Origin of the sequence: Streptomyces sp. NPDC000345 (assembly GCF_042898825.1) — a bacterium.
GTDB lineage: Bacteria > Actinomycetota > Actinomycetes > Streptomycetales > Streptomycetaceae > Streptomyces.
Map to the genome: position 1 here is coordinate 161,425 of NZ_JBIAZE010000009.1, position 24,737 is coordinate 186,161.

The following is a 24,737-nucleotide window of genomic DNA, read 5'->3' on the forward strand; positions in this document are numbered from 1 at the left end:
AAGGTGGACGGAAGGGGGGCCTCTCCTCCGGGACGACCCTGAGGGCGCTCAGGGCGGGCTCAGCGGTCGGCGGTCAGGACCAGGCCCGAGGTCGGCACTCCCGTCCCCGCCGTCACCAGGGTCCGCTCCGCGCCCGGCACCTGGTTGACGGAGGTGCCGCGCAGCTGCCGTACGGCTTCCGCGATGCCGTTCATCCCGTGGAGGTACGCCTCCCCCAGCTGCCCGCCGTGGGTGTTGAGCGGCAGCCGGTCCTCCGCGACGAAGGCGGCCGCCTCGCCGGGCGCGCAGAAGCCGAACTCCTCCAGCTGCATCAGCACGAACGGGGTGAAGTGGTCGTACACGACGCCCACGTCGATGTCGGCGGGCGCCAGCCCGGACGTGCGCCAGAGCCGGCGGGCGACCACCGCCGTCTCCGGCAGGCCGGTCAGGTCGTCGCGGTAGAAGCTGGTCATCTGCTCCTGGGCCCGGCCGGAGCCCTGCGCGGCCGCGGCCACCACGGCGGGCGGGTGCGGCAGGTCGCGGGCCCGTTCCACCGAGGTGACGACGAGGGCCTGGCCGCCGTCCGTCTCCTGGCAGCAGTCCAGCAGCCGGAGCGGTTCGGCGATCCAGCGGGAGGCCGCGTGGTCGGCCAGGGTGATCGGGCGGCCGTGGAAGTACGCCGCCGGGTTCGCCGCCGCGTGCCGGCGCGCCGTGACGGCGACCGGGCCGAAGGCCTCCTCGGGGGTCAGCCCGTAGGTGTGCAGATACCGCTGCGCCGCCATGGCCACCCACGAGGCCGGGGTGAGCAGCCCGAACGGCATCACCCAGCCCAGCGCCGCCCCCTCCGCCGAGGGTTCGCGCTGCCTGACGCCCGAGCCGAAGCGGCGGCCCGAGCGTTCGTTGAAGGCGCGGTAGCAGACCACCACCTCGGCCACGCCCGCGGCGATCGCGAGCGCCGCCTGCTGCACGGTCGCGCAGGCCGCCCCGCCGCCGTAGTGGACCCGGGAGAAGAAGGACAGCTCCCCCATCCCGCAGGCCTGCGCCACGGTGATCTCCGGGCTGGTGTCCATGGTGAACGTCACCAGACCGTCCACGTCCGCCGCAGTGAGCCCGGCGTCGTCGAGCGCGGCCCGCACCGCCTCCGCCGCCAGGCGCAGCTCGCTGCGGCCCGAGTCCTTGGAGAACTCCGTGGCCCCGATCCCGGCGATCGCGGCCCGTCCGCCGAGCGAGTCCCGCGTCCGTACGCTCACCGCGCACCCCCTTCCGGGACCGGGACCGTGACCGTCACCGTGCCGGTGACATGCCGGCCGATGCCGTTGTCGCCGGTCACCCTGACCACGGCCGTGTCCCCTTCGACCTCCTCGACCGTGCCCCTCAGCACCAGCGTGTCGCCCGGGTGGTTGGGCGCCCCGAGCCGGATGGCGACCCTGCGGAGCACCGCCGTGGGCCCGAAGTGGTCGGTGAGATAGCGGCCGACCAGGCCGTTGGTGGTGAGGATGTTCATGAAGACGTCCGGGGAGCCCTTCGCGCGGGCCGCCTCGGGGTCGTGGTGCACGTCCTGGTAGTCGCGCGAGGCCAGCGCGCCGGCGACGATCAGGGTCCGGGTGATCTCGATCTCCAGGGGCGGCAGCACCTCACCCGCTCTCACACCGTCACCCCCCGGAACACGGGCAGCGTCAGCTCGTCGTCGTAGCGCCGGAACTCGAGCCGTACCGGCATCCCGATCCGCACCTTGTCGTACGGCACCCCGACCACGTTGCTCACGACGCGCACCCCTTCGGCCAGCTCGATCAGCCCGATCGCGTACGGGGGTTCGAACGCCGGGAACGGCGGATGGTGCAGGACGACGTACGAGAAGACGGTCCCCTCGCCGGCCGCCTCGACGGTGTCCCACTCCGGGCAGCCGCAGGCGTGGCAGCCGGGCAGCCACGGGAAGCGGAGGCCGGCGCAGGCGGTGCAGCGCTGGAGGAGGAGCCGGTGCTCGCGTACGCCCTCCCAGAAGCCGGCGTTGTCGCGGTTGACGACGGGGCGGGGCCGGCGTTCCCGCGGTGCCGTTCTCCCCCGGGCGGGGGCGTACTTGAGGATGCGGAAGCGGTGGGTGCCGGCCAGGTCGGGGCCGGCCCTGACGTCGGTCCGGGTGGTGATGAAGTACCCGGCGCCCAGCTTGGTGGTCTTCCGTTCCGACACCGACTCGATCACCGTGTCGAAGGTGACCTCGTCGCCGGGCCGGAGGGGGCGCAGGTACTCCTGCTCGCAGTCGGTGGCGACGACGGCCGTGCAGCCCGCCTCGTCGAGGAGGGCGAGCAGTTCCTCGTAGGGCCGGGCGCGGCCCGGGTGGCCGCCGAGGCCGCCCATGGTCCACGCCTGGAGCATGGTGGGCGGGGCGATCGCGCCGGGTCCGGTGTACGCGGGGTTCCGGTCGCCCATGGCCTCGCACCAGTGCCGGATCATGGGCGCGTTGACGGGGTCGCGGCCGGTGCCGGAGACGGCGGCGGGCCGGCCCTCGTAGGCCTTCAGGCGTGAGTAGAGCCCGTCGTCGTCCACGTCGCCGCTCCCTCCGATGCGCCGATACCACGGCCCGGGCAGGTTTCTGACTGTCCGTCAGACGGCGGGAACTGTCAAGGTCACGCGAACACGTCCGCGCGGCGGCACCGAAGCACCGCCGCGCGGACGCCGTTCCACCCCCACGGAGCACACCCGGGAGGAGGCCGGGGGCCGAGACCCCGGCCTCCTCAGCTCACCACCACAGCGGCGAGAAGGAGACCGCCGTGTTGCTGTTGCCCTGGTTGACGGCCGTGAACGCGGAGCCCTTGACCTGCGCGGTGTTGCTCTGGTTCGAGGCGCCCGAGCCGACGGCGTTCTGCTGGGTGGTCGAGGAGTTGCCGCTGTTGTCGCGCCCGACGCCGCTGCCCACGACGCTCGCGACACCCGCGTTCGATCCGTCGTCCGCGGCGCCGCCGTTGTCCGCCGCCGCGACGCCGGTGAAGAGGGCGGCTGCCAGCGGAAGGGCGGAGACGGCGGTGATGACGCGGGCGGTACGGATGCTTGCCATGTTGGTCCTCCAGAACCATCGGGATACGCGCTGAGAAGCCCTGAACCACGGCTTCCACCAGGGCGGCCGGCCGGCCGGCCCGGTGCGGTGACGACGTCGCGAGACCAGAGTTGCCCACCGGATCCCAGGCGAACCGCCCCGGAAGCCCCGATTAGCACGCAAGCGTGATGACAAGTCGATAAACCCGGATCCCGGCTTTTCCTGCCCGGGACGCCATGACTCCCGGCGGACCGGACACCCGCCCCGCAGACCCACACGGGCTGAAGCGTTCCGTCAGATGTCCGGCCGGTCGCCGCCCGTCGGCGTGTCGCCCTCCGCTCCCCCCTTTCCTTTCTCGAACACCAGTACGACACTGGAAGCATGGCCACCTCCGACCGGCACAGCACCCGGCACCCGGACCGGCACCCCCGGCAGGCCGGCACCCTGGCCCTCGCCCATGCCCTGTCGGCCGCCGAACGCGGCCTGGCCGTCATCCCCCTGTCCCGCACGAAGCTCCCGGCCCTGCGCTCCCCCCACCGCGACGCCCCCGCCCCGGCGCAACCGCCCTGCCACGGCGAGTGCGGCCGCTTCGGCCACGGCGTGTACGACGCCTCGACGGACCCCGCCCGCATCCGCGAACTCTTCGCCGCCGCACCCTGGGCCACCGGCTACGGCATCGCCTGCGGCCTGCCCCCGCACCATCTGATCGGCGTCGACCTCGACACCAAGTCGGGCACGGACTCCACGGGCGCCCTGCGCGCACTGGCCCTGCGCCACCTGTTCACCATCCCGCCCACCATCGTGGTCATCACCCCCTCGGGCGGCCGTCACCTCTGGCTCACCGGCCCGCCGGACGTCGTCGTCCCCAACTCGGCCGGCCGCCTCGCCCCCGGGATCGACATCCGGGGCGCCGGCGGCTACCTGGTCGGCCCGGGCTCCCGCACCGCCCACGGCGTCTACACCACGGCGCCCGGCACGGCCCACCTCGCCCCCGCCCCCTGCCCCCGCGCCCTCCTGCGCCTCCTGCTGCCCCCGCCCCGCACACCGGGAGCGGGAGCCGGGGGCGGGGCGGGCGGTGCGCACGGCCGGGGCCTGGTCCAGTTCGTCCTCGCGGCCCACGAGGGCCAGCGCAACACCCGGCTGTTCTGGGCGGCCTGCCGGGCCTACGAGGACGGCATCGGCGAAGCGCTCGCCGACGCGCTCGTCGCGGCCGCGGTCCGCACCGGCCTGACGGATCGCGAGGCCCGCTCGACGATCGCGTCGGCGGCCCGCATGGCCGGTCCTACGGCGTGAAGACCTGCTCCAGCCGGTGGATGGCACCGTCGTCACCGGTCTCGTACCGGAACACCAGACCGGAGTCCGGGTGGGCGTCGACCCAGTCGATCAGTTCCTGCACGCCGATGCGCTGGTTCTCGGTGCTGTCGGTGATCGGGGTGACGGCGGTGACGTACGCGGCCTGGTCCATCGCCCAGCGGCTGTCCTCGCCGGTGACGACGAAGGGGGCACCGTCGGTGTCCTTGCCCGGGCAGCCCCAGACGCCGTGCTGGATGACGAGGTTCACCTTGTCGGTGATGCCGTCGATCTCCTCGATCCGGAAGAGGGCGAGCTCGTCGGGGTCGACCTCGTCGGGGGTGGGGGGCTCGTCGGAGCAGCCTGCGGCGGTGGCGGCGGACGAGGCGGGGGGCGCGGCGGAAGGCTTCTTGGCGGCGGACGGGACGGCGGAAGGCGTGGCCTCGGCGGGCGTGGCGGCGGCGGTGGACGCGGCGGGCTTGGCGGACGCACCGGCGCCGGCCCCCGCGGCGGAACCGGCGGCGGAGCCGGCGGTCGAGCCACTGGCGGAACCGGCGGCGGAACCGCCCTTCTCACATCCGGTGAGCACGGCGGTCAGCGTGACGGCCGCGAGCGCGATGACGACAGGTCTGAGCCGGTTGGCCTTCATACGGGACGTCCCCCCTGGTCACGGGCGGCCCACTCGGCCGCACCCGGTGGCGGGACCGTAACAACGCACCGCACCGCACCACATCACGGCAAGCCCTTGCGTCACACAGCCGGGACAAAGCCGTCACCGGGCGGGGACGGGTGTGACGGGACCTCCGCGGGCCGGGGGGAGGCCCTGGGGGGAGCAGGCGGGGAACGTGCGCCCGCCCTCCGCGGCTCCCCCGGTTCGTGACGGCCCGGGGACCACGCTCCGGTGCACCGCGCCGGCGTCACGGACCGCCGCCCGGACGCGCTCGGGCGCGCTCCCGGTCAGGAACTCCCGTGGCCGCACGCCCTGTCCGTCGCCCCCTTCGCCGGGTCGTCAGCCGCTGGTGGTGATGCAGAACGGGTGGCCCTCGGGGTCGGTGAGCACCACCCACCTGCCCTCGCCGGGCTGGAACTCGGGCTTCGCCGCCCCGATGGCGAGCAGTTCGGCGGCGGCGGTCTCCAGGTCGGCGACGGTGAAGTCGAGGTGCATGTGCTTGCGGGCGTCGGGCCAGCCCGGCGCCTGGTAGCCCGCGACGCGCTGGAAGGCGATCTGGGTACGGCCGCCGGCGCCGCCGCCGCCCAGGAAGACGTAGTCCTGGTCGCTGTAGGTGATGTCCCAGCCGGTGGCCTTCCTGTAGAACTCGGCGAGCGCGGCCGGATCGGCGCAGTCGATGACGACGGCGGTGAACTCCGTGAGAGCGGGCATGCCGAAGACCCCTTCGTGTGAGTGCTGTTGTCCTGCCGTAGTGGCTTCATGACCAGCTTGCCCGTGGCGGTGGGGCCCGTCTTGAACATCCTTGCGCGGTGACTGTCAGACCCCCGGCGTAGCGTGCGAAAGGTGCTCGCAGCGACCGCTCTCGCCACCCGGCCCGACTTCAGTGTCACGGCCGTGACCTGCCGGGGCGACCACCCGCGCTGGTCGGAGACCGAAGTACGGGAGGACTACCGGGTGGTGCTCGTGCGCCGCGGCCGGTTCCGCAGGCGCGCGGCCGGAGCGGACGCGGACATCGACGCGACCACGGCCTATGTCGGCGTGCCGGGCGAGGAGGAGCGCTTCGCCCATCCCGCCGGGGGCGACGAGTGCACCTCCGTCAGCCTGACGCCGGCTCTCTGGCACACCATGGCCGGCGACGCCGCCCGCCCGGCCGCCCGGGGCGTGTACGTCGACGCCCGCCTCGACCTCACCCATCGCCGGCTTCTGGCGACCGCCCGGGCCGGGGACATCGACTACGCGCTGGCGGAAGAACTGCTCGGACTCCTCGCCGCCGCCGTCAGCCAGGCCGTCTGCGGGCCCGCACCGCTCGGCGCGCCGGCCCCGGCGGGCGACGCGGCTCTCGTCGCGGCGGCCCGCCGGGCGATCGCCGAAGACCACCCCGCCTCCGCCGGGCTGTTCCCGCTCGCTGAGGCGCTGGGCGTCTCGCCCTACCGCCTGAGCCGGTCCTTCGGCCGCGCGCTGGGAGTCTCGCTGACCCACTACCGCAACCGCGTCCGCGTCGGCCGCGCCCTCGACCGCCTGGAGGAGGGCGAGGACAGCCTCAGCGCCCTCGCCGCGGACCTCGGCTTCGCCGACCAGGCGCACCTGAGCCGGACCGTACGCCAGTACCTGGGTCACACCCCGACGGCACTACGGCGCCTGCTCGCCCCGGGAACCCCTCACTGACCGCCGCCGCCGAGGTCCGGGTCGCTGCCCTCGCGCCCGCCCGTACCGGTCGCGGGGGTCAGACGCCGCGCCGGGCGTCGATCTCGGCGATCAGTGCCTCGATACGGGTCCTGATCTCGTCGCGGATCGGACGGACGGCCTCGACGCCCTTGCCCGCCGGGTCCTCCAGGGCCCAGTCGAGGTACTTCTTGCCGGGGAAGACCGGGCAGGCGTCGCCGCAGCCCATGGTGATCACGTAGTCGGACGCCTGGACGGCGTCGGTGGTGAGGACCTTCGGCCGGGCCCCGGAGATGTCGACCCCGGCCTCCCGCATGGCCTCGACCGCGGCGGGGTTGACCCGGTCGCCCGGGACGGAACCGGCGGAGCGGACCTCGATCCGGTCGCCCGCGAGGTGGGCGAGGAACCCGGCGGCCATCTGCGAACGCCCGGCGTTGTGGACGCAGACGAACAGCACGGAGGCGAGCGGGCTGGAGGACATCGGTTCTTCCTTCGTCAGCGGAGCAGGAGGATCACCTCAGACGGGTATCAGCCCGGAGTGATGTGACAGTATCAGCCCATGATGATGTCAGTCGACACTGATCTGCTGCGGGTCCTCGCGGACCCGCTCCGGCTCCGGATCGTCACCCTGCTGGCCAGGGAGACGCTCTGCAGCACGCACCTGATCGAGGAGACGGGGGCCCGGCAGACCAACCTCTCCAACCACCTGAAGGTGCTGCGCGAGGCCGGGGTCGTGGAGACCGAGCCGTGCGGCCGGTTCACCTACTACCGGCTCAGGCCCGACGTCATCGCCACCCTCGCGGGCCAGTTCGCCGACCTGGCGGAGACCGCGCGCACCACCGCCGAGAACAACGTCAAGCGGTCCTGCCCCTGATCCCCGCCGCATCGGCGACCCGCACCGAGGAGACCTGTTGACCGCCACCGAGACCACCGAGCACGACAGATCCGGGAAGCCCGAGGCGACCCCGGCGACAACGCCTCAGCCCGCACCGGGCGCCACTCCGTCCCCGTCACCGCCCCTGGTCGCACGGGTGGCGGCCGAACTGGTCGGCACCGCAGCCCTGGTGGCGGTCGTGGTCGGCTCCGGCATCCAGGCCACCGAGCTGACCGAGGACGTCGGCCTGCAGCTGCTCGCCAACTCCACCGCCACGGTCTTCGGCCTGGGCGTCCTGATCACCCTCCTCGGGCCGGTCTCCGGCGCCCACTTCAACCCGGCCGTCACGCTCGCGGAGTGGTTCACCGCCCGCCGGGGCGGCGCCGGAGTCACACTGCGCGAGGCGGCCGCGTACGTCCCCGCCCAGATCGCCGGGGCGGTCGCGGGCGCGGTCCTCGCGGACGCGATGTTCGGCGAACCGCTGGTGAAGTGGTCCACCCACGACCGCTCGGCGGGCAACCTCCTGCTCGGCGAGACCGTCGCCACCGCCGGCCTGATCCTGCTGATCTTCGGCCTGGCCCGCACCGACCGCCTGCGCTTCGCCCCCGTCGCGGTGGCGTCGTACATCGGCGCCGCCTACTGGTTCACCTCGTCCACGTCCTTCGCCAACCCGGCGGTGACCATCGGCCGCGCCTTCACCGACACCTTCGCCGGTATCGCGCCAGGCTCCGTCGCGGGATTCATCGGCATGCAGTTCGTCGGCGCGGTGGTCGGACTGGCCCTGGTCGCGCTCATCTTCATGCGCGGCCGACCGTCCGAATGACCCGCGGGACGCGGGTGGCGAAGATCGGCAGCAGCCCGGCCCGGCCGGACGCCGGCTCCCACCTCGCGTCCTACGGGCCGTCAGCGGTCAGCGTGAGCTGCCGACGATGGAAGTCGAAGTGCCGGGTCGGGTAGCGGTAGAGGTCCGAGACGGTCATGACGTCCCGGAAGAAGGGGTCCCAGCGGGTCGGGTAATGCATGGCGACGGCGAGATCGGACTCCCGCTCGGCGTCCAGGCGGCGGTGCAGATCCGCGATCACGCGGTCGAAGGCCGTTCCCATCCCGCGGCGACCGAGGACCTTCGCGCCGCCGAGCGGGCCCAGGTAGTTGACGACATCGAAGGGGCGGGTCCCGGCGTCGAGAAGCCGGGCGAAGGTCCGGCCGACACGTCGGGGCAGCCTCCCGAAAATCCGCAGCAGCGCCAGCAAGGGCCGGATCAGGACGTACCCGAAGAGCATGTGGAACAACAACTGCTCGTTGGTCCAGCGGGTGCCGGCAGTGGGCCGGCGCAGGTCGGCCTCGGTGGCGCCGTCGAGGAGCCGGTGGAACGTCGTACGGGCGTACTCCAGCTGCTCGTGGATGGCTCGGCGGTCCACCGACTCGTCCATCGGACACACCCGCTTCCGTCGGCCGGCTCAGACGATGGCGCCGAGCATCTGACCCATCGCCGCCACGACCGACGGCTCCACCCGGTAGTACACCCACGTGCCGCGCCGCTCGGAGGTGAGGAGACCAGCCTCCCTGAGCTTCTTCAGGTGGTGGGAGACGGTCGGCTGGGAGACGCCGACGTCGGAGATGTCGCACACGCAGGCCTCGCCGCCCTCGTGCGAGGCGACCAGAGAGAACAGCCGCAAGCGGACGGGGTCGCCGAGGGCCTTGAACATCGCGGCAGTCCGCTCGGCCTCTTCGGCCGTCAGAGGGCGCTCGGTGAGCGGCGGGCAGCACGGCACCGCACCCTCGGCGACCTCGGGGTCCAGCAGCGGCAACGCCTTGATGTTCGACATACGTCTATGTTGACACATGTCGATCCAGAGAGGGAGGGCCGCCCGAGGGGGCGCAAGATCGGCGGCGAGCCTCCGCTCCGCACTATGCCGACGCGCCACACCGGCCGCCGATTCGACAAATGTCTATGTTGACGCCCATCGATACAAGTGCCATGCTGGGCCGCGCAAGACATTGACAAATATCAAAACAAGCAAGGAGTCGCCGTGAACGCGCCTGCCCCTGCCGAGCTGCCTGTCGTCGTGGTCGGAGCTGGTCCCGCCGGTCTCGCCGCTGCCGCCCACCTCGTCGACCAGGGCCTGGAGCCCCTGGTCCTGGAGACCGGACCGGCCGCCGGGGCGGCGGTGCGGGAGTGGTCGCACGTAAGGCTGTTCTCCCCCTGGGGCGAGGTGGTCGACCCGGTCGCCGAGAAGCTGCTCGCGCCAACCGGCTGGACCAAGCCCGACCCGGCGACGTACCCGTCCGGCGGTGACTGGGCGGCGCAGTACCTCGAGCCTCTCGCCGGCTTCCTCGGGGAGCGCGTCCGCTTCGGCGCGACCGTCACGGGCGTGTCCCGCACCGGCCGCGACCGCATCGTCGACGCCGACCGCGAGACCCAGCCCTTCGTCGTGCACGTCCACCACGCCGACGGCCGCGAGGAACGGATCTTCGCCCGTGCGGTGATCGACGCGTCCGGCACCTGGACCACGCCCTCCCCGGCCGGTGCGAGCGGGCTTGCGGCACTCGGCGAGAAGTCGGCGGCCGACCGCGTCACCTACCGCGTCCCCGACCTCAGGGACCCCGCCGTCCGGGCCCGCCACGCCGGCAGGCGAACCGCCGTCATCGGCTCCGGCGCCTCCGCCTTCACCGCGCTCGCCCACCTCGCCGACCTCGCCGGGGCCGAGGACGGCGCCGGCACGAAGGCGGTGTGGATCCTGCGCCGTGGCATCTCCGGTTCCACCTTCGGCGGCGGTACGGCCGACCAGCTTCCCGCCCGCGGTGCCCTGGGCCTGGCGGCGAAGGCGGCGGTCGACGACGGGCACGCCGACGCGGTCACGGGCTTCCGTACCGAGGCGATCGAGCGCGACGGCAGCGGCCGGGTGGTCCTGGTCGCCGAGGACGGCCGGCGGCTGGAGCCCGTGGACGAGGTCATCGTGCTGACCGGGTTCCGCCCGGACCTGTCCTTCCTGTCGGAGGTCCGTCTCCACCTCGACGAGCGCCTCCAGGCCCCGGTCGGGCTGGCGCCGCTGATCGACCCCAACCAGCACTCGTGCGGCACCGTCCGCCCGCACGGCCACCGCGAGCTCTCCCACCCTGAGCAGGGCATCTACCTGGTCGGGATGAAGTCCTACGGCCGCGCCCCGACGTTCCTGGCGATGACCGGCTACGAGCAGGTCCGCTCCGTCGCCTCCGCCATCGCGGGCGACCCGGAATCCGCCGACCGCGTCGAGCTCACCCTCCCGGAAACGGGAGTCTGCGGCGGCGCGGGTCTCTTCGACGAACCGGACGACGCCGAGCGGTCCGGCGGGTGCTGTGCGGCCCCCACCACCCTCCGGATCGGCGTCGGCGCCCCCGCCACCGCGTCCGGCGGCTGCTGAAGCCCGTGACCGGCCTCCACCTGCGCGACCAGCGGGACCACACCCCGGCCCCATCCGCCGCACCCGCCCCGAAACGGCTCCCGCCCAAAGCCACGCCGCCGACCTCTCGTTGAAGCAGGGGCGAGACGACCGATGAGAACCTGACGCGAAGTCCGTCTGATCGGGAGCAGTGACGAGGCGGCCAGGTGGTCGCCGGACAAGGAGGCGAAAACGATGGCGCGATACCTGATCTCGTTCGACGACGGATCGATGAACTTCCCCGAGGACGACCTCCCGGCGGTCGACGAGGCAGCCCACCGGGTGGTCCAGGAGGCCAAGGAGGCAGGTGTCTGGATCTTCGGCGCCGGAGTGGAGCGTCAGCGGGCGAGCATCGTGGCCACCGACGGCACGGTCACGGACGGACCGTTCCCCGAGACCAAGGCGGTCGTCGGCGGCTTCTCGATCATCGAGGTCCCCTCGCGCGAGGACGCGCTGATGTGGGCTGCGAAGATCGCCGAGGCGTGCCGGTGCGCACAGGAGGTGCGCGAGATCATGTACGACCCCGAAAGCTGAGCCATCGCTCCGGACCAGGAGGTCGTGTCCCCGTCCGTGCCCGACCCGCCGGGGAACCGCGGTGAACACCGGCGCCGGGCCTGTTCTCGGCGCGGGACCGCCGAGGCGCCGTCGAAACCGGCTCGCACCATGCGAGCCGGACAGCGGCGGGTGCCTGGGGAGTAGGCTGAGGTCACCGAGGGCATTGCGTGCGCCGGTGTCCGTGCTGACGCCGTTCTCGGTGAACGACGATGCCAGGCCGGTGACACCGTGCCTGGAGGCGGGTCCACGTCATGGAACCGACTGTCGATCATTCCGCGACCACCGCGATGCGCCCCTTCCCGCTGCCGGTCCGGTTTTCGTCGGCGCCGTACGAAGCCGTCCCTGGGGGACTCGACGGCGCCTGGTGGCCGTACTCCCACGAGCTCGTCGACGAACTGCCCCTGCTCATCGAGGCGATGGACGGGTCAGACAGCTTCACCCGGGTCACCCTGGGCATCGAGCTGTGGCCCGATGTCCCGCACCATGTCGCCGTGGGCGCGCACTTCGTGACCGTGGGGTGGTTCGTGTCCGGTCACGAGCAGAACGAGATCCTGCTCTGCTCCTATCGCGAGGGGTTTCGCACCTTGCTCGTCATTCCTCCCGCGACGGAGGCCGGCACCGCCGCCTGGCTGATGAACACCCCCGCTCCGGTCGACGGCAGCAGCACCGCCACCGAACTGCTGGCGATCGCGAGGACGCGGTTCACGGCGCCGGAGGTCCGGGGCGGCTGAGCCCGTTCAGCCGGCCTCGGCCGACCTCGGCCGAACGCGTCCGGTGCCGCGGGTACCGGGGCGCTTCGTCGGACCTGGCGGGCGGATGATCAGCCCTGGGCGTCGGACGTGGACTGCCACGCCTGCATGCCCGCTCGGGACGCCTCCTTGGCCCGCCGCCACTTCATGGCCGCCTGTTGGGTCGGGGGCACGTCCATATCGCGGATCAGGCGCCGCCCGGCCGCGGCCACGGCGGCGGCCGCGATGGCCATGCCGGCCCATGCCACCACGGCACCGGCCGCGGTGAGCACGACACCGGTCGTCACGAGCCGGGTGTTGATCTCGATCGTTCGCTGGGACTGACGGTCATGGTTCATGACTTCACCATCCAACGAGGCGGACCCCAGCGCATCCCGGCCGGCGGTTCGGGGTACCGGAGCGGGACCCCGAACGCGCCGGGCGGTGGTACGCACAGCCGGGTCCCGTCAGGAGGTGATCGCCGTCCGCTCCGGATACGAACGGCCCGCCCCGCCCTCAGCGGGCATGCAGAGACCGGCGGGACCGCGGACGCAGGCCACCGGCTTCCGATCGACGTGCGCCGCCTGTCGGCCCCGGCAGCAACGGCCAGGCGAGCAGCGAGCCCGCTCCGATGCTCAGCGGCAGGCCGATACCCGGCAGACAGGTCGGCAGAAAGCCGCCGACCGCGAGGTCGTGTCTGCGGACCGTCATGGCATCGGTGAACAGCACGAGGGCCGGCGCGGCTTCGAGAAGCGTGATGATCGACCCTGTGTCGCGTTTGCCGTCGCCCCGGCTGCCAGAAGAACCGGGGAACGACGGGTAGGTGCGGGTAGCGCCGAACACAACGGCCCCTGACCGGATGACCTGGTCAGGGGCCGTTCACATGCGGAGACGGTGGGATTTGAACCCACGGTGACATCGCTGCCACGACGGTTTTCAAGACCGTTCCCTTAGGCCGCTCGGGCACGTCTCCCCGCGCCGCCGATGATCGGCGGCGCGGGGATAAGAGTAACGGGTGGGCAGGCGCGTGTGCGGGTCAGTTGTCGCCGGTGCGGGAGCCGAGGGCGAGCTCGACGGTGTGGGTCTTGCCGTCGCGCTCGTAGGTGATGGTCACCTTGTCGCCGGGCTGGTGGGTCCAGATCTCGCCGATGAGGGTGGGGCCGGAGTCGATCACGGTGTCGTCGAGCTTGGTGATGACGTCGCCGGGCTTGAGGCCGGCCTTGTCGGCGGGGCCGCCCGACTCGACCGCGGAGGAGCCGCCCGAGCCCTGGTCGGTGATCTTCGCGCCGCCCGAGGAGTCCTCCAGGGAGACGGACGCGCCGATCTTCGCGTACACCGGCTCACCGGTCTTGATCAGCTGCTGGGCGACGTACTTGGCCTGGTTGATCGGGATGGCGAAGCCGAGGCCGATCGAGCCGGACTGCGAGGTGCCGCCCAGGCCGCCGCTGCCCGTGGACTGGATCGCGGAGTTGATGCCGATCACATTGCCCTGGGCGTCGAGGAGCGGGCCGCCGGAGTTGCCCGGGTTGATCGACGCGTCAGTCTGCAGGGCGCTCATGTAGGAGGAGGAGCTGCCGCTGCCGTCCGAGGACGCCACCGGGCGGTTCTTCGCGCTGATGATGCCCGTCGTCACCGTGTTGGAGAGGCCGAAGGGGGCGCCGATGGCGATCGTCGAGTCGCCGACCGCCACCTTGTCCGAGTCGCCCAGGGTGAGCGGCTTGAGGTCCGACGGGGCGTTCTTCAGCTTGATGACCGCCACGTCGTAGCCCTGGGCGTGGCCGACGACCTCGGCGTTGTACTTCTTGCCGTCGGGGAAGGTGGCCGTCACCTTGCCGCCGTCGACGGCGTCGGCGACGACGTGGTTGTTGGTGACGATGTGGCCCTGGGTGTCGAAGACGAAACCGGTGCCGGTGCCGCCCTCGCCGTTGCTGGACTCGGCCTCGATGGTGACCGTGCTGGGCAGGGCCGCCGCGGCGACCCCGGCGACGGTGCCCGCGTCCCGCTTGACGGCGCCGCCGCTGGTGGAGGCGGAGACGGTAGTGGAACCGCTGTTGTCGTCGTTCTTGGCGAGGGTGTAGCCGAGGCCGCCGCCCAGGCCGCCCGCGACCAGCGCGGCGACGAGGACCGCGGCGACCAGCCCGCCCCGGCCGCGGCCGGACTTGGGCGCGGGCTGCTGGTAGGAGGCGCCCCAGGCGGCGCCACCGACACCGCCCACGCCACCGGCTCCGCCCGCTCCCGCGGCACCGCCGTCGCCGTACGCGTGCGTGCCGGCGCCGGCATCGGCGTAGAGGGGAGTGGTCGGGGGGTTCTGCCAGCCGTCCGCCGTGGTGGCGGCCGGGGCGTGCTGCGCGGCGGCCGGAACGGCGGGGGCGCCAGCGGCGGGGGCAGGCCACTCGCCCTCGGCCGCCGCGGGGGCGGCCTGGGGTGCGGTCGGCGGGGGCCAGTCGCCCGCCGGGGCGGGCGGGGTCTGCGAGAGGGGTGTGGTGGGCGCGCCGGCGTCCGGCGCGGGCGTCTGCGGGGCGGCGGCCGAGGCAGTCTCCACCGGCACGGGGGGTGCGGACGGCGCCGGGGGTACCGGGGTGCCCTCGTTGGTGCCCTCGTTCTCGGTGCTCACAGCTCTTCTCCTCGATCCACGGCTGTTGTCGTCGGTCGCACTAGGTCTCGCCCGTTCACGCTTGTCGTCGACCCGGCGCGGCGGTAGCTGTGCGTGTGCTTTTGTACTGCTCAGCTTTTCCCACGGGCCGTCAGAGCACCATAAGCGGTGCCTGTGGGTCCATGGGCATTCTTTATAAGGGACGTTTAGTGCACTAAGCAGGCATCCCCGAAACATCTCAGACTGTTCTCACATGGTTCCGGTGGCACCATGACGCGGTGACCCACGTACGCCAGCACCACATTCAAGTCGTCGCTCACCGCGGAGCCTCCGAGGAGGCCCCCGAGCACACCCTGGCCGCGTACAAGAAGGCGATCGAGGACGGTGCGGACGCCCTCGAGTGCGATGTACGGCTGACCGCGGACGGACATCTCGTCTGCGTGCACGACCGACGCGTCAACCGTACGTCCAACGGCCGCGGTGCCGTCTCCGCCCTGGAGCTCGCCGATCTCGCCGCGCTGGACTTCGGCTCCTGGAAGACCAGAGAGGCACGCGAGGCCTGGCGCGCGCGCGTGGAAGACCCGGACTGGGAGGTCCGGCCCGAGGACCGCGAGGAGACGTCCGTCCTGACGCTGGAGCGGCTGCTGGAGCTGGTGTCCGACGCGGGCCGCCGGGTGGAGCTGGCCATCGAGACCAAGCATCCGACGCGCTGGGCCGGGCAGGTGGAGGAGCGGCTGCTGGCCCTCCTGAAGCGGTTCGGCCTGGACGCGCCGGCCTCGGCGGCCGAGTCGCCGGTGCGCGTCATGAGCTTCTCGGCGCGTTCGCTGCACCGCGTGCACGCGGCGGCGCCGACGCTGCCGACGGTCTATCTCACGCAGTTCGTCTCACCCAGGCTGCGCGACGGACGGCTGCCTGTCGGGGTGGGGATCGCGGGTCCCTCGATCCGGATCGTGCGCAACCATCCGCTGTACGTCGAGCGCCTGAAGGAGGCCGGTCACCGGGTGCACGTATGGACGGTGAACGAACCGGAGGACGTGGACGCCTGTGTCGAGCTGGGCGTCGACGCGATCATCACCAACCGGCCGCGCGCGGTGCTGCACCGGCTGGGCCGATGACGTTCCCCGCGTCCCCGCACGGCGCGGCACGGTACGGCACGGTACGGCCCGTCGCCGTACAGCCCGCCGCCGTACGCCGTGCGGGACGAAGCGCGGCCTGAATCGCCCCACAGATCACTCACACCTCACAGATACCTCACGTCCCCTTGACCCCACGCCAACCCTCCCGCATCCTCCAAATCGGCCACTCCGACGAAATTCAGCCATGTGCTCACGGGGAGTGCTCCGGCGTGTTCGCTCCGTATTCGATCGTTGCAAATGCGTCTGAGGACATGGATTGGCCGGTTTCCGGTACAGGCCAATGGGGCATCCACACCGTGGCGTGGGGCGAAGGAGGTCTCGGGGGTGGCGTTGGTGGTGGCACAGGAGGTGCCCACGTCGTCGAGCATGGCCGTACCCCATGGCCCTGCGGGCGTGGGGGAGGCGAGACACCGCATGCGCGATCAATTGCGCAGGGGCGGTGTGCCGGAAGCGGTCATCGATGATGCCGTACTGATCCTTTCCGAACTTTTGAGCAACGCGTGCAAACACGGCAGACCTCTGGGCGACGCCTTCGCCGGGGACGGTGACGTCCGAGCCGCATGGCGGGTCGATCCGGGCGGCCGGCTGGTCGTCGAGGTGACCGACGGCGGCGGTCCGACCCGTCCGTCACCGGCCACCCCCTCCGTCACCGCGCACGGCGGCCGCGGGCTGAACATCATCACGGCCCTGTCCGACGACTGGGGCGTGCGGGACGACGTCCACGGCGAGGTCACGGTGTGGGTCCTGGTCCACGCGGACGTGTACGACCCCGACGCCGGCTGCCGGCGCGACGACTTCGCCTCCCGGGTCGCGGCCCCCGCGGTGGCGTCGATGCCCGGACTGGACTTCGCCGACGCGTTCGACGACTTGGATTAGGCCTGCGCGGAAGTGGCGCCCGCCGCGCGGCGCCCGGCCCGCTCCCCACCGCCTGAAGGCGTGGGAGGCGGCCCCGCTCGCCGCGCCGCCTTCGGGCGGCGGCGCCACTCTCGCAGCAGGTCCCGGCCGGCACCCGGTCGGGACAACCGCCGCGTTCTCCACAGGTTCCCGTGGTCGCGGGTACGAGCGGCTAGGCTCCCGCCGTACCAGACGAGCCGTACCCGGGAGACACCCAGATGGCCAAGAAGCGACCCCAGACGAAGGCCGGCAGGCCGCAGACCACGGGCGGTGCCCGCGCCGCAGGCACTGATGTGGACGTTCCGGTCGTCGGTGCCCGGGAGCCCTGCCCCTGCGGCAGCGGCCGCCGCTACAAGGCCTGTCACGGCCGGGCCGCCGCGCATGCCGTGACCGAGCTGGTGCAGCGCCCCTTCGAGGGCCTGCCGGGCGAGTGCGACTGGGTGGCGCTGCGCGAGCTGGTGCCGGCCGCCACGGTCGAGCTGACGTTGAAGGACGGCCTGCCCGACGGCGTCCCCTCCGTCACTCTCGCCACGGTCCTGCCGATGGCCTGGCCCGCCCTGCGCCGGGACGACGGATCGGTGCTCCTCGGCCTGCAGAACGACACGCCGTCCGGCGACATCAGCCGTGACCTGGCGGACACGCTCCAGCGGGCCCTGGAGGCGGACCCGGGTACTCCGGTGCAGGCCAGGCGTGCCCCCGCGGGCGGCCCCCGGATGCAGGATCTGCTCGACGCCGAAGGCGCGTTCGAGCCAGTTGTGCACGACGGTTTCGAGTTCTGGGTTCCGGACCCGGAGAACGCCACGCCGGAGGTGGCCGCCTCCCTGGAGCGGGCCAACGCGGCGGCGATCCCGACCGTGAAGCTGACCGGTGTGGACGCCGCGTACTGGTGCGAGACGCCGGACAAGAACCATCTGCGGTGGGTCATGCCGCACCCGGAGGAGCGGCTTCTGGACGCACTCGCGCGGCTGCACGCGGCGGGCCGTTCCAGCCTCGGTGAGGGCACGCGCCTGGTGGGCTCCTTCCGGGCGCACGGCCTGACGGTGCCGGTCTGGGACCTGCCGAGCGGGGTCTCCGCGGACGACGTGGAGAAGCCGGCCACCGAGTTCGCGGAACGTCTCGCGGCGGCCCTCGCCACCGAGGCCCCGCTCACCGCCGAGGAGCGTCGCGCGCGCGGCGGGCTCACCAACCGCCAGGTGACGCTCAGCTGAGACACGGGCACGACCCGGGGTCCGGCTGACCGGTCGGTCAGCCGGACCGCGCGGACGGCGGGCGTGACTCCGCTCACAACTCCCTTCCACGCAAGGTGAGTCGGAGCCAGAAAACGCCGATCAGCGGGTGTCCGAAAGCCCGATGAAAACAAGAGATCGAATTTGCCTGGAGCCGATCTCTTGTTACCGTTCCAATAGCCCGGTTGCTGGTGCATCCCCCGTCGCCAGCAACCGGGTCTTTCCATGCCCGGCCGACCGGGGCGCCACCGGGCCTCGCGTCAACTGCCGTCGTCCGTAGCGGAGTTGCTGCCGGACCGCAGCAGCAGCGGCCCCTCGCCCGCCGCTCCCCCGACCGTCGAGAACTCGGCGATCGCGGTGTACGCGTCCAGCGCCCCCAGTGTCCGCTCACGGGGTGTCTCACAGGTGTCCGGCTCGTCCTCGGCGTCCACGGCGCAGCGCATCTGCACCGTGCGCTCCCTGGGCCCCATGAGGCTCAGGACGGCCTCCAGGGCGCGTCCCGTGGCGTTGCGGTAGTAGGTGCGCGCCCAGGTGTCCTGCCCCTGGGTCAGCACACAGGTCTGGGCCTCGACGCCTTCGGGGGAGCTCAGTTCGGGACCGCACCGGACGGCGGTGGCCAGACCGAGGCCGAGCAGCCCGGGAGCGGGGGACGGCGCGGCGGAGGGCGCCTTCGGATCCGTACCGTCACCGGCGGACGTGAGGGAGCGCGCGGCCGGTGGCCCTTCGCCTCCGGCCGGCCCCGCGGACGCCATGGCCAGGGGAAGGACGAGCGCGCAGGCCACGGCTCCGCCGAGGGGGAGAAGACGAACCCATCGGGGGTCTGGGGGCGGCCCCCCGGAAGGAAGCTGCATACTGCGGAAGATAAGGGGCGAACGCGGGCCTCCCGACCGGCGCGCCCCCGACACCCCTACAACTCGGGCGCGCTCACACCCGTACGAGTGAGGGCGTCGACGACGGCGTCCACCACCGCCTCGACGTCGGGCACCCACGGGGCGGCCGAACCGGGCAGCGGGGCGCGTTCCCACCGGATGTCGCCGCGGCCGGTCTCGGACGGGGGCAGGGCGAGGTAGCCGCCCTCGCCGTGGAAGCGCAGGGAGCCGGGGACGAAGTCCTTGGCGTACAGCAGTTCGCCCAACTGCTCCATGGTGTAGGGCCGTACGAGGATCGCCCAGCGGGTGGGCGAGGCGACGACCGGGCCGAGCCGCATGCCCTGCCGGTCCAGCGCCACGAGCGCGCGGGACGCCGCGAGGGCGGGGAGGCTGACGGCGCAGGGGGCCGTGCCCCCGGTGGCCAGGACGATCGGCGCGGCCGGGCGGTTGCCCCACCACCAGCGGATCATGCGTTCGTCGGTGGTGGCCGCGAGGAGGCCGGGGTCGAAGGGATGAGCGCCGGGCATCACGCACTCCGGGTCGGGGCAGCCGCAGCGGGACGTGCTCCGCTGGTCCGCCGTCACACCCGGGAGAACGGGCCACTGCCATTCCGTCGCGAAGGTCAGGGCCGAGTCGACCAACTCAGACCCCTTGTCGCTGCGCTGGGACAGGAGCCTGCGTCGCCTTCCGAGGATCTCGCGCATGAGCGCTCGTTCCTTTCCGTTGCACCGCTGGCAACACCGTGGGCCACATCACACCATGTGTCGATCACTTGACTGGGCGTACCTGTTGGCGCATCACACCCCTGTCCGCGACAAGGGGAACCCCTGGGGGCCGAGTACCGGCCGCTTCCGCGGCCGCTCCGCCGACTTGCGTCCATCAAAAGGCTGGGCGTGGCGCGGGGTGGCGAAGTCTGGCGTTTTGCCGCCCGCTGTATTTCTCTCCGCCTCCGCCACGGGAGGATGGGGCACGGTCGTCGGTGGCTATGACGCCCGGATCGGTCACCAGGTTCCGGGTGGCTCCCGACGACCCCTGGTCCTTACCGAGTACGTACCCATCACGACCGCTGTGACGCTCCGTGGAGCAAGGCCAGTCGACCGCAAACAACCGTAACCCGAGTCAGTTTCAAGCCAATTTTGCGAATCCACAAGGGGGTCGGATGAAGCAGGCCGGATTCCCCCCGAAGGCCTCGCGGACACCACTAATCCCAGCAGGACAATGCTGGACATCCCCTTACGAGTGCGTGTAGATGTGGAGACACTGCTGGCGGCGCAGATTGACATGGGGGTTTGCGATGCTTTTGAGCAATAGGCGCCGGTCCGAGAGCCGGACGCCATGAACGCCCCTCACGCTCCGAAAGTGGCCGGAATCGATTCAACGGTTCCCTCGCCCGCACACACTGTCGCGCCCGCGCCCGCCTCCCCGGGGGCCCCACCGGCCGCCACGGCCTCCTCCGGCCCGGGAGCCCTCCTGACGGACCGGCTCGCCGGCTGGGTCTCGGACCTCACGACCCTGCACGAACTGACCGAACGCCTGGCCCGCACGAACGCACTGCCCGAGGCCCTGACCGAACTGCTGCGCGCCGGAGCCGCCCTCGTGGGCGCCCGGCGCGGTCTCGTCGTGCTGGAACCGGCCGACGGGCTCGGTCCCGACACCACGATCGGCCTCGGCCTCGGCCGCGCGGATCTCGGCCACATCGAGACCGTGCCGCGCAGCGCCCTCTCCTACGGCCGGATCCTCGACGGGCTGCCCGGCGGCGAGGGCGAGATCGCCGAGCCCGACCTCTTCGCCGAGGACGGACTCGACCCCCGCCACCGCGAGGTCGCCGCCCGTCTCGGCTACGCCGCCAGCTACGCCCTGCCCCTGGTCGCCGAGGCCGCCGACGGCCGCGTCGGCGCGGCCGTCTGGCTCTACGACGAGCCCGCCGAGCCGGGCGAACGCCAGCGTCACCTGGTCGGCCTGTACGCCCGCACCGCCGCCGAGCACCTGTCCCGGCTCCTCGAGGTCGAGCGCACACGCGCGTCCATGGCGACGATGACCGAGGAACTGCTGCCCTCCCGGCTGCCGAGGGTGCCCGGCGTCCAGCTCGCGGCCCGGCACCGTACCGGCCCGCGCGGCGGCGGCGACTGGTACGACGCGCTGCCGCTGCCGGACGCGGCCCTCGGCCTGGCGGTCGGGTCGGTCACCGGCTCGGGCCCCAGCGCGGTCGCCGCGATGGGCCGGCTGCGCGCCTCCCTGCGGGCGTACGCCGTGATGGAGGGCGAGGACCCGGTCGCGGTCCTGTCCGACCTGGAGCTGCTGCTGCGGCTGACCGAGCCGGCCCGCTCCGCGACCGCCCTGTTCGCCTACTGCGAGCCCGCCCTGCGCAAGATCACCCTGGCCGGCGCCGGGCACTGCCCGCCGCTGCTGATGGGAGAGCGGCGCACGGAGTTCGTGGAGACCTCCGTCTCCGCGCCGCTGGGGATGCTGGCCTGCTGGGAGGCGCCGAGCGTGGAGCTGGAGCCCGAACCCGGAGAGACGGTTCTGCTCTACACCGACGGGCTGCTGCACCGCACCGGCGACCCCGTGGACCGCGCCTTCGCCCGGCTGCACGCGGCGGCCGCCGGTGTGCCGAGGGCACTGCGCCACGACCCCGGCGCGATCGCCGACCACGTGCTGCGCACGGTCCTGCCCGACGGGTCGGCCGAGCAGCACGGCGAGGAGGACGTGGTACTGCTGGCGGCGCGCTTCGAGTGAACGGCTCGGTGACAGGACCTTCGCCCCTGGGCCCCCTTACGTACGACCGTACGATGGAGGGGGTCCAGTGCCGTATCGAGGAGGATGACCGTGGCCGACGAGCTCACCCCGGCAGTGTCCGATTCCGCTGCTGACGCAGCGGGCCCGGACGAGACCGAGGAGCCCATCAAGCAGCGCAAGAACGGCCTGTACCCGGGCGTGTCCGACGAGCTGGCCGAGAACATGAAGTCCGGCTGGGCCGACACCGAACTGCGCGACCTGGAGCCGATCGCCCAGGCCGCCCGGACCGCCGCCCGCCGCGCCGCGCTCTCCGCCCGCTTCCCGGGCGAGCGTCTGGTGATCCCCGCCGGCAACCTGAAGGTCCGCTCGAACGACACGGACTACCCCTTCCGCGCGTCCGTCGAGTACGCCTACCTCACCGGCAACCAGACCGAGGACGGCGTCCTCGTCCTGGAGCCCGAGGGCGGGGGCCACACCGCGACGATCTACCTCCTGCCGCGCTCCGACCGGGAGAACGGCGAGTTCTGGCTGTCGGGCCAGGGCGAGCTGTGGGTCGGCCGCCGCCACTCCCTCACCGAGGCGGAGAAGCTGTACGGCATCCCCGCCGCCGACGTGCGCGAGCTCGCCGACCGGCTGCGCGAGGCCAGGGGCCCGGTGCGCGTCGTGCGCGGGCACGACGCCGGCATCGAGGCGGCCCTGACCGACAAGGTCACCGCCGAGCGCGACGAGGAACTGCGGGTCTTCCTCTCCGAGGCCCGGCTGGTCAAGGACGCCTTCGAGATCGGCGAGCTGCAGAAGGCCGTCGACTCGACGGTCCGCGGCTTCGAGGACGTGGTGAAGGTCCTCGACAAGGCCGAGGCCACCTCCGAGCGGTACATCGAGGGCACGTTCTTCCTCCGCGCCCGGGTCGAGGGCAACGACGTCGGCTACGGCACCATCGCCGCCGCCGGCCCGCACGCCTGCACGCTGCACTGGGTGCGCAACGACGGTCCGGTCCGCTCCGGCGACCTGCTCCTGCTGGACGCGGGCGTCGAGACGCACACGTACTACACCGCGGACGTCACGCGCACCCTGCCGGTCAGCGGCCGCTTCAGCGAGATCCAGAAGACGATCTACGACGCGGTGTACGAGGCCCAGGAGGCCGGTATCGCGGCCGTCAGGCCGGGCGCCAAGTACCGCGACTTCCACGACGCCGCGCAGCGCGTGCTCACGGAGAAGCTCGTCGCGTGGGGGCTGGTCGAGGGTCCGGTGGAGCGGGTGCTGGAGCTGGGCCTGCAGCGCCGCTGGACGCTGCACGGCACCGGTCACATGCTCGGCATGGACGTCCACGACTGCGCCGCCGCCCGCGTGGAGTCGTACGTCGACGGCACGCTGGAGCCCGGCATGGTGCTGACCGTCGAGCCGGGGCTGTACTTCCAGGCCGACGACCTGACCGTGCCCGAGGAGTACCGGGGCATCGGCGTCCGGATCGAGGACGACATCCTCGTGACGGAGGACGGCAACCGGAACCTGTCGGACGGGCTGCCGCGCCGCTCCGACGAGGTCGAGGCGTGGATGGCTTCGCTCAGGGGCTGAGGGTTCGAGCCGATGGCCGGGTACTGCTGAGTGCCCGGCCATTCACATGTCTAGGGGGACTTCGTGAACGACTTCTGGTCCGGTGTCGGTGTCGATCTGCATCTCGAACCCGATACCGGCGAAGGACGGCGGGCCGGGCTGGAGCGGGCGCTGCGGGACGCGGTGCGGGAGGGGCGGCTGGCGCCCGGGACGCGGCTGCCGGCCACCCGGCGGCTCGCGGTGGAGACCGGCATCTCGCGCAACACCGTGAAGGCCGCCTACGACCAGCTCGTCGCCGAGGGCTACCTCACCGCCCGGCAGGGGTCGGGGACCCGGGTCGCCTCGCTGACCTCCGCCGGCACCGAACCGCCGGAGGCCGTCACCCGCGCGCGTGAGCCTCGCTTCGACCTGCGGCCCGGCAGCCCGGACGTCGGCGCGTTCCCGGCGGCGGCCTGGCTGCGGGCGCTGCGCCGCGCCATCGCCACGGCACCCTCCCTGGCGTACGACTACGGCGATCCGCGCGGCCGCATCGAGCTGCGCACGGCGCTGTCCGGGTACCTGGGTCGGGCCCGGGGCGTGGTCGCGCCGCCGGAGCGGATCGTGATCACCTCCGGCTATGTACAGGGGCTGGCGCTGCTCACCCGTGTCCTGGAGGGTGCCGAGGTCGCGATGGAGGACCCGGGGCTGCCGTTCCACCGGGAGGTCGTGCGGCGCAACGGCGGGACCGTCGTGCCCGTGGGCGTGGACGAGAAGGGGGTGCGCGTCGCGGAACTGGGGGGCGCGCGGGCCGTGGTGGTCACGCCGGCGCACCAGTACCCGACGGGGGTCACCCTCCACCCCGAGCGGCGACGGGCGCTGACGGACTGGGCACGCGCGCGTGAGGGGCTGATCGTCGAGGACGACTACGACGGGGAGTTCCGCTACGACCGGCAGCCCGTCGGCGCGCTGCAGGGCATGGCCCCGGGACAGGTCGTCTACCTGGGCACGGCCTCCAAGACCCTCGGGCCCGCGCTGCGGCTCGGCTGGATGGTGCTGCCGCCGCATCTGGTCGACGCGGTCGCCGACGCCAAGCTGCACAGCGACCACCACACCGAGTCGATCGGGCAGCTCGCCCTCACCGAACTGATCGACAGTCACGCCTACGACCGTCACGTACGCGCGTGCCGGCTGCGCTACCGGCGCCGCCGTGACCTGCTGCTGGACCGGCTGGGCGCGCGCCGCGGCGTGCGCGGGATCGCGGCGGGGCTGCACGCGCTGGTGGAGGTCGGCGACGAGGCGGAGGTGCTGGCCCGCGCGGAGGCGGAGGGGCTGGCGGTCGGACGGCTCGGGGAGCACTGGCACGGACCCGGCGCGGGCGGCGGGGAACATCTTCAGGGCCTGGTCGTCGGCTACGGGACCCCCCGCGAGCGGGTGTATCCGGATGCGCTGGAGGTGCTGGCGAAGGTGCTGGAGGGAAGCTGATCGGCCGCTGGCCCGGGCGCCGACCCGGATGCTGATCCGGGCGCTGATTGGACCATCCGT

27 protein-coding genes and 1 tRNA gene are annotated in these 24,737 nt (G+C 72.7%); 13 read left to right on the top strand and 15 right to left on the bottom strand.

The features are described from left to right. Positions 1–59 precede the first annotated feature (59 nt). The 4 genes from ACFY30_RS22820 to ACFY30_RS22835 all read right to left on the bottom strand — a co-directional run bounded on the left by ACFY30_RS22820 (position 60) and on the right by ACFY30_RS22835 (position 3,031). Positions 60–1,229 (bottom strand): lipid-transfer protein, encoded by a 1,170-nt coding sequence (locus ACFY30_RS22820; protein WP_390846996.1) that lies wholly within the window; start codon positions 1,227–1,229, stop codon positions 60–62. After that, on the bottom strand, positions 1,226–1,627 hold the full coding sequence (locus tag ACFY30_RS22825) for a MaoC/PaaZ C-terminal domain-containing protein (RefSeq protein ID WP_390846997.1): 402 nt from the start codon (positions 1,625–1,627) through the stop codon (positions 1,226–1,228). The genes ACFY30_RS22820 and ACFY30_RS22825 overlap by 4 nt, the downstream gene beginning before the upstream one ends. Next, positions 1,624–2,523: a bifunctional MaoC family dehydratase N-terminal/OB-fold nucleic acid binding domain-containing protein gene (locus ACFY30_RS22830; RefSeq protein WP_390846999.1), complete on the bottom strand. Its 900-nt coding sequence runs from the start codon at positions 2,521–2,523 to the stop codon at positions 1,624–1,626. The genes ACFY30_RS22825 and ACFY30_RS22830 overlap by 4 nt, the downstream gene beginning before the upstream one ends. A gap of 193 nt (positions 2,524–2,716) precedes the next feature. Next, the gene (locus tag ACFY30_RS22835; protein WP_390847000.1) at positions 2,717–3,031 is read right to left on the bottom strand and encodes a hypothetical protein; all 315 of its coding nucleotides are present in this window, start codon (positions 3,029–3,031) and stop codon (positions 2,717–2,719) included. A 360-nt stretch (positions 3,032–3,391) separates the two neighbouring features. On the opposite strand from ACFY30_RS22835, the gene ACFY30_RS22840 reads away from it, so the two are divergent. Beyond that, a complete protein-coding gene (locus ACFY30_RS22840; RefSeq protein WP_390847001.1) occupies positions 3,392–4,303 on the top strand; it encodes a bifunctional DNA primase/polymerase in 912 nt (303 codons plus the stop codon). On the opposite strand, the gene ACFY30_RS22845 is transcribed toward ACFY30_RS22840, so the two are convergent. Both ACFY30_RS22845 and ACFY30_RS22850 read right to left on the bottom strand, forming a co-directional pair. After that, positions 4,293–4,949 carry a hypothetical protein gene (locus ACFY30_RS22845; RefSeq protein ID WP_390847002.1) on the bottom strand — a complete coding sequence of 219 codons (657 nt, stop codon included), beginning with the start codon at positions 4,947–4,949 and terminating at the stop codon, positions 4,293–4,295. The genes ACFY30_RS22840 and ACFY30_RS22845 overlap by 11 nt on opposite strands. A gap of 360 nt (positions 4,950–5,309) precedes the next feature. Beyond that, positions 5,310–5,681, bottom strand: a complete 372-nt coding sequence (locus ACFY30_RS22850; RefSeq protein ID WP_390847003.1) for a VOC family protein — start codon at positions 5,679–5,681, stop codon at positions 5,310–5,312. A gap of 132 nt (positions 5,682–5,813) precedes the next feature. Between ACFY30_RS22850 and ACFY30_RS22855 the strand changes: the two genes are divergently transcribed. Further along, positions 5,814–6,635: a helix-turn-helix domain-containing protein gene (locus tag ACFY30_RS22855; RefSeq protein WP_390847004.1), complete on the top strand. Its 822-nt coding sequence runs from the start codon at positions 5,814–5,816 to the stop codon at positions 6,633–6,635. 58 nt (positions 6,636–6,693) lie between these two features. Here the strand turns inward: ACFY30_RS22855 and ACFY30_RS22860 are convergent, their stop codons facing one another. After that, positions 6,694–7,113: an arsenate reductase ArsC gene (locus tag ACFY30_RS22860; protein ID WP_390847005.1), complete on the bottom strand. Its 420-nt coding sequence runs from the start codon at positions 7,111–7,113 to the stop codon at positions 6,694–6,696. A gap of 78 nt (positions 7,114–7,191) precedes the next feature. On the opposite strand from ACFY30_RS22860, the gene ACFY30_RS22865 reads away from it, so the two are divergent. Then, entirely contained in the window at positions 7,192–7,506 is a 315-nt protein-coding gene (locus tag ACFY30_RS22865; protein ID WP_390847006.1) for an ArsR/SmtB family transcription factor, read from the top strand. A 37-nt stretch (positions 7,507–7,543) separates the two neighbouring features. Next, positions 7,544–8,329 (top strand): aquaporin, encoded by a 786-nt coding sequence (locus tag ACFY30_RS22870; protein WP_390847007.1) that lies wholly within the window; start codon positions 7,544–7,546, stop codon positions 8,327–8,329. Positions 8,330–8,399: 70 nt separating this feature from the next. Here the strand turns inward: ACFY30_RS22870 and ACFY30_RS22875 are convergent, their stop codons facing one another. Continuing rightward, positions 8,400–8,936, bottom strand: a complete 537-nt coding sequence (locus tag ACFY30_RS22875) for a DinB family protein (protein ID WP_390847008.1) — start codon at positions 8,934–8,936, stop codon at positions 8,400–8,402. A 27-nt stretch (positions 8,937–8,963) separates the two neighbouring features. After that, positions 8,964–9,332: an ArsR/SmtB family transcription factor gene (locus ACFY30_RS22880; protein WP_390847009.1), complete on the bottom strand. Its 369-nt coding sequence runs from the start codon at positions 9,330–9,332 to the stop codon at positions 8,964–8,966. 204 nt (positions 9,333–9,536) lie between these two features. On the opposite strand from ACFY30_RS22880, the gene ACFY30_RS22885 reads away from it, so the two are divergent. The 3 genes from ACFY30_RS22885 to ACFY30_RS22895 all read left to right on the top strand — a co-directional run bounded on the left by ACFY30_RS22885 (position 9,537) and on the right by ACFY30_RS22895 (position 12,211). Beyond that, entirely contained in the window at positions 9,537–10,907 is a 1,371-nt protein-coding gene (locus ACFY30_RS22885) for an NAD(P)-binding domain-containing protein (RefSeq protein WP_390847010.1), read from the top strand. A 213-nt stretch (positions 10,908–11,120) separates the two neighbouring features. Further along, positions 11,121–11,459, top strand: a complete 339-nt coding sequence (locus ACFY30_RS22890) for a YciI family protein (protein ID WP_390847011.1) — start codon at positions 11,121–11,123, stop codon at positions 11,457–11,459. A 272-nt stretch (positions 11,460–11,731) separates the two neighbouring features. Continuing rightward, positions 11,732–12,211 carry a DUF5994 family protein gene (locus ACFY30_RS22895; protein WP_390847012.1) on the top strand — a complete coding sequence of 160 codons (480 nt, stop codon included), beginning with the start codon at positions 11,732–11,734 and terminating at the stop codon, positions 12,209–12,211. An 89-nt stretch (positions 12,212–12,300) separates the two neighbouring features. On the opposite strand, the gene ACFY30_RS22900 is transcribed toward ACFY30_RS22895, so the two are convergent. The 4 genes from ACFY30_RS22900 to ACFY30_RS22915 all read right to left on the bottom strand — a co-directional run bounded on the left by ACFY30_RS22900 (position 12,301) and on the right by ACFY30_RS22915 (position 14,822). Next, positions 12,301–12,567 carry a hypothetical protein gene (locus ACFY30_RS22900; protein WP_390847013.1) on the bottom strand — a complete coding sequence of 89 codons (267 nt, stop codon included), beginning with the start codon at positions 12,565–12,567 and terminating at the stop codon, positions 12,301–12,303. A gap of 157 nt (positions 12,568–12,724) precedes the next feature. Then, positions 12,725–13,051, bottom strand: a complete 327-nt coding sequence (locus ACFY30_RS22905) for a hypothetical protein (RefSeq protein ID WP_390847014.1) — start codon at positions 13,049–13,051, stop codon at positions 12,725–12,727. A 43-nt stretch (positions 13,052–13,094) separates the two neighbouring features. After that, positions 13,095–13,181 (bottom strand) — tRNA-Ser (locus ACFY30_RS22910). Between the two features lie 63 nt (positions 13,182–13,244). Further along, positions 13,245–14,822, bottom strand: coding sequence for a S1C family serine protease (locus ACFY30_RS22915; RefSeq protein WP_390847015.1), 1,578 nt, complete (start codon positions 14,820–14,822; stop codon positions 13,245–13,247). Positions 14,823–15,079: 257 nt separating this feature from the next. On the opposite strand from ACFY30_RS22915, the gene ACFY30_RS22920 reads away from it, so the two are divergent. The 3 genes from ACFY30_RS22920 (at position 15,080) to ACFY30_RS22930 (ending at position 18,039) form a co-directional block, all read left to right on the top strand. Further along, on the top strand, positions 15,080–15,916 hold the full coding sequence (locus ACFY30_RS22920) for a glycerophosphodiester phosphodiesterase (protein WP_390847016.1): 837 nt from the start codon (positions 15,080–15,082) through the stop codon (positions 15,914–15,916). A gap of 258 nt (positions 15,917–16,174) precedes the next feature. Continuing rightward, complete coding sequence (locus ACFY30_RS22925) at positions 16,175–16,813, top strand: ATP-binding protein (protein ID WP_390847017.1); 639 nt, start codon at positions 16,175–16,177, stop codon at positions 16,811–16,813. 236 nt (positions 16,814–17,049) lie between these two features. Next, on the top strand, positions 17,050–18,039 hold the full coding sequence (locus ACFY30_RS22930; protein ID WP_390847018.1) for a DUF5926 family protein: 990 nt from the start codon (positions 17,050–17,052) through the stop codon (positions 18,037–18,039). Between the two features lie 278 nt (positions 18,040–18,317). On the opposite strand, the gene ACFY30_RS22935 is transcribed toward ACFY30_RS22930, so the two are convergent. Both ACFY30_RS22935 and ACFY30_RS22940 read right to left on the bottom strand, forming a co-directional pair. Continuing rightward, positions 18,318–18,908, bottom strand: a complete 591-nt coding sequence (locus ACFY30_RS22935; protein WP_390847019.1) for a hypothetical protein — start codon at positions 18,906–18,908, stop codon at positions 18,318–18,320. 56 nt (positions 18,909–18,964) lie between these two features. Then, complete coding sequence (locus ACFY30_RS22940) at positions 18,965–19,630, bottom strand: bifunctional DNA primase/polymerase (protein ID WP_390659868.1); 666 nt, start codon at positions 19,628–19,630, stop codon at positions 18,965–18,967. Positions 19,631–20,261: 631 nt separating this feature from the next. On the opposite strand from ACFY30_RS22940, the gene ACFY30_RS22945 reads away from it, so the two are divergent. The 3 genes from ACFY30_RS22945 (at position 20,262) to ACFY30_RS22955 (ending at position 24,677) form a co-directional block, all read left to right on the top strand. Beyond that, positions 20,262–21,662: a PP2C family protein-serine/threonine phosphatase gene (locus tag ACFY30_RS22945; RefSeq protein ID WP_390847020.1), complete on the top strand. Its 1,401-nt coding sequence runs from the start codon at positions 20,262–20,264 to the stop codon at positions 21,660–21,662. Between the two features lie 84 nt (positions 21,663–21,746). Further along, the gene (locus tag ACFY30_RS22950) at positions 21,747–23,237 is read left to right on the top strand and encodes an aminopeptidase P family protein (RefSeq protein ID WP_390847021.1); all 1,491 of its coding nucleotides are present in this window, start codon (positions 21,747–21,749) and stop codon (positions 23,235–23,237) included. Positions 23,238–23,300: 63 nt separating this feature from the next. Further along, positions 23,301–24,677, top strand: a complete 1,377-nt coding sequence (locus ACFY30_RS22955; RefSeq protein WP_390847022.1) for a PLP-dependent aminotransferase family protein — start codon at positions 23,301–23,303, stop codon at positions 24,675–24,677. Positions 24,678–24,737: the final 60 nt, after the last annotated feature.

What these genes read in the sequence shown, in the direction of transcription:
- ACFY30_RS22895 (WP_390847012.1), top strand. Translation starts at nt 11,732, where the DNA reads ATGGAACCGACTGTCGATCATTCCGCGACCACCGCGATGCGCCCCTTC.
- ACFY30_RS22925 (WP_390847017.1), top strand. Translation starts at nt 16,175, where the DNA reads ATGCGTCTGAGGACATGGATTGGCCGGTTTCCGGTACAGGCCAATGGG.
- ACFY30_RS22845 (WP_390847002.1), bottom strand. Translation starts at nt 4,949, where the DNA reads ATGAAGGCCAACCGGCTCAGACCTGTCGTCATCGCGCTCGCGGCCGTC.
- ACFY30_RS22850 (WP_390847003.1), bottom strand. Translation starts at nt 5,681, where the DNA reads ATGCCCGCTCTCACGGAGTTCACCGCCGTCGTCATCGACTGCGCCGAT.
- ACFY30_RS22900 (WP_390847013.1), bottom strand. Translation starts at nt 12,567, where the DNA reads ATGAACCATGACCGTCAGTCCCAGCGAACGATCGAGATCAACACCCGG.
- ACFY30_RS22945 (WP_390847020.1), top strand. Translation starts at nt 20,262, where the DNA reads ATGAACGCCCCTCACGCTCCGAAAGTGGCCGGAATCGATTCAACGGTT.
- ACFY30_RS22880 (WP_390847009.1), bottom strand. Translation starts at nt 9,332, where the DNA reads ATGTCGAACATCAAGGCGTTGCCGCTGCTGGACCCCGAGGTCGCCGAG.
- ACFY30_RS22840 (WP_390847001.1), top strand. Translation starts at nt 3,392, where the DNA reads ATGGCCACCTCCGACCGGCACAGCACCCGGCACCCGGACCGGCACCCC.
- ACFY30_RS22950 (WP_390847021.1), top strand. Translation starts at nt 21,747, where the DNA reads ATGACCGTGGCCGACGAGCTCACCCCGGCAGTGTCCGATTCCGCTGCT.
- ACFY30_RS22865 (WP_390847006.1), top strand. Translation starts at nt 7,192, where the DNA reads ATGATGATGTCAGTCGACACTGATCTGCTGCGGGTCCTCGCGGACCCG.
- ACFY30_RS22890 (WP_390847011.1), top strand. Translation starts at nt 11,121, where the DNA reads ATGGCGCGATACCTGATCTCGTTCGACGACGGATCGATGAACTTCCCC.
- ACFY30_RS22935 (WP_390847019.1), bottom strand. Translation starts at nt 18,908, where the DNA reads ATGCAGCTTCCTTCCGGGGGGCCGCCCCCAGACCCCCGATGGGTTCGT.
- ACFY30_RS22875 (WP_390847008.1), bottom strand. Translation starts at nt 8,936, where the DNA reads ATGGACGAGTCGGTGGACCGCCGAGCCATCCACGAGCAGCTGGAGTAC.
- ACFY30_RS22835 (WP_390847000.1), bottom strand. Translation starts at nt 3,031, where the DNA reads ATGGCAAGCATCCGTACCGCCCGCGTCATCACCGCCGTCTCCGCCCTT.
- ACFY30_RS22860 (WP_390847005.1), bottom strand. Translation starts at nt 7,113, where the DNA reads ATGTCCTCCAGCCCGCTCGCCTCCGTGCTGTTCGTCTGCGTCCACAAC.
- ACFY30_RS22940 (WP_390659868.1), bottom strand. Translation starts at nt 19,630, where the DNA reads ATGCGCGAGATCCTCGGAAGGCGACGCAGGCTCCTGTCCCAGCGCAGC.
- ACFY30_RS22930 (WP_390847018.1), top strand. Translation starts at nt 17,050, where the DNA reads ATGGCCAAGAAGCGACCCCAGACGAAGGCCGGCAGGCCGCAGACCACG.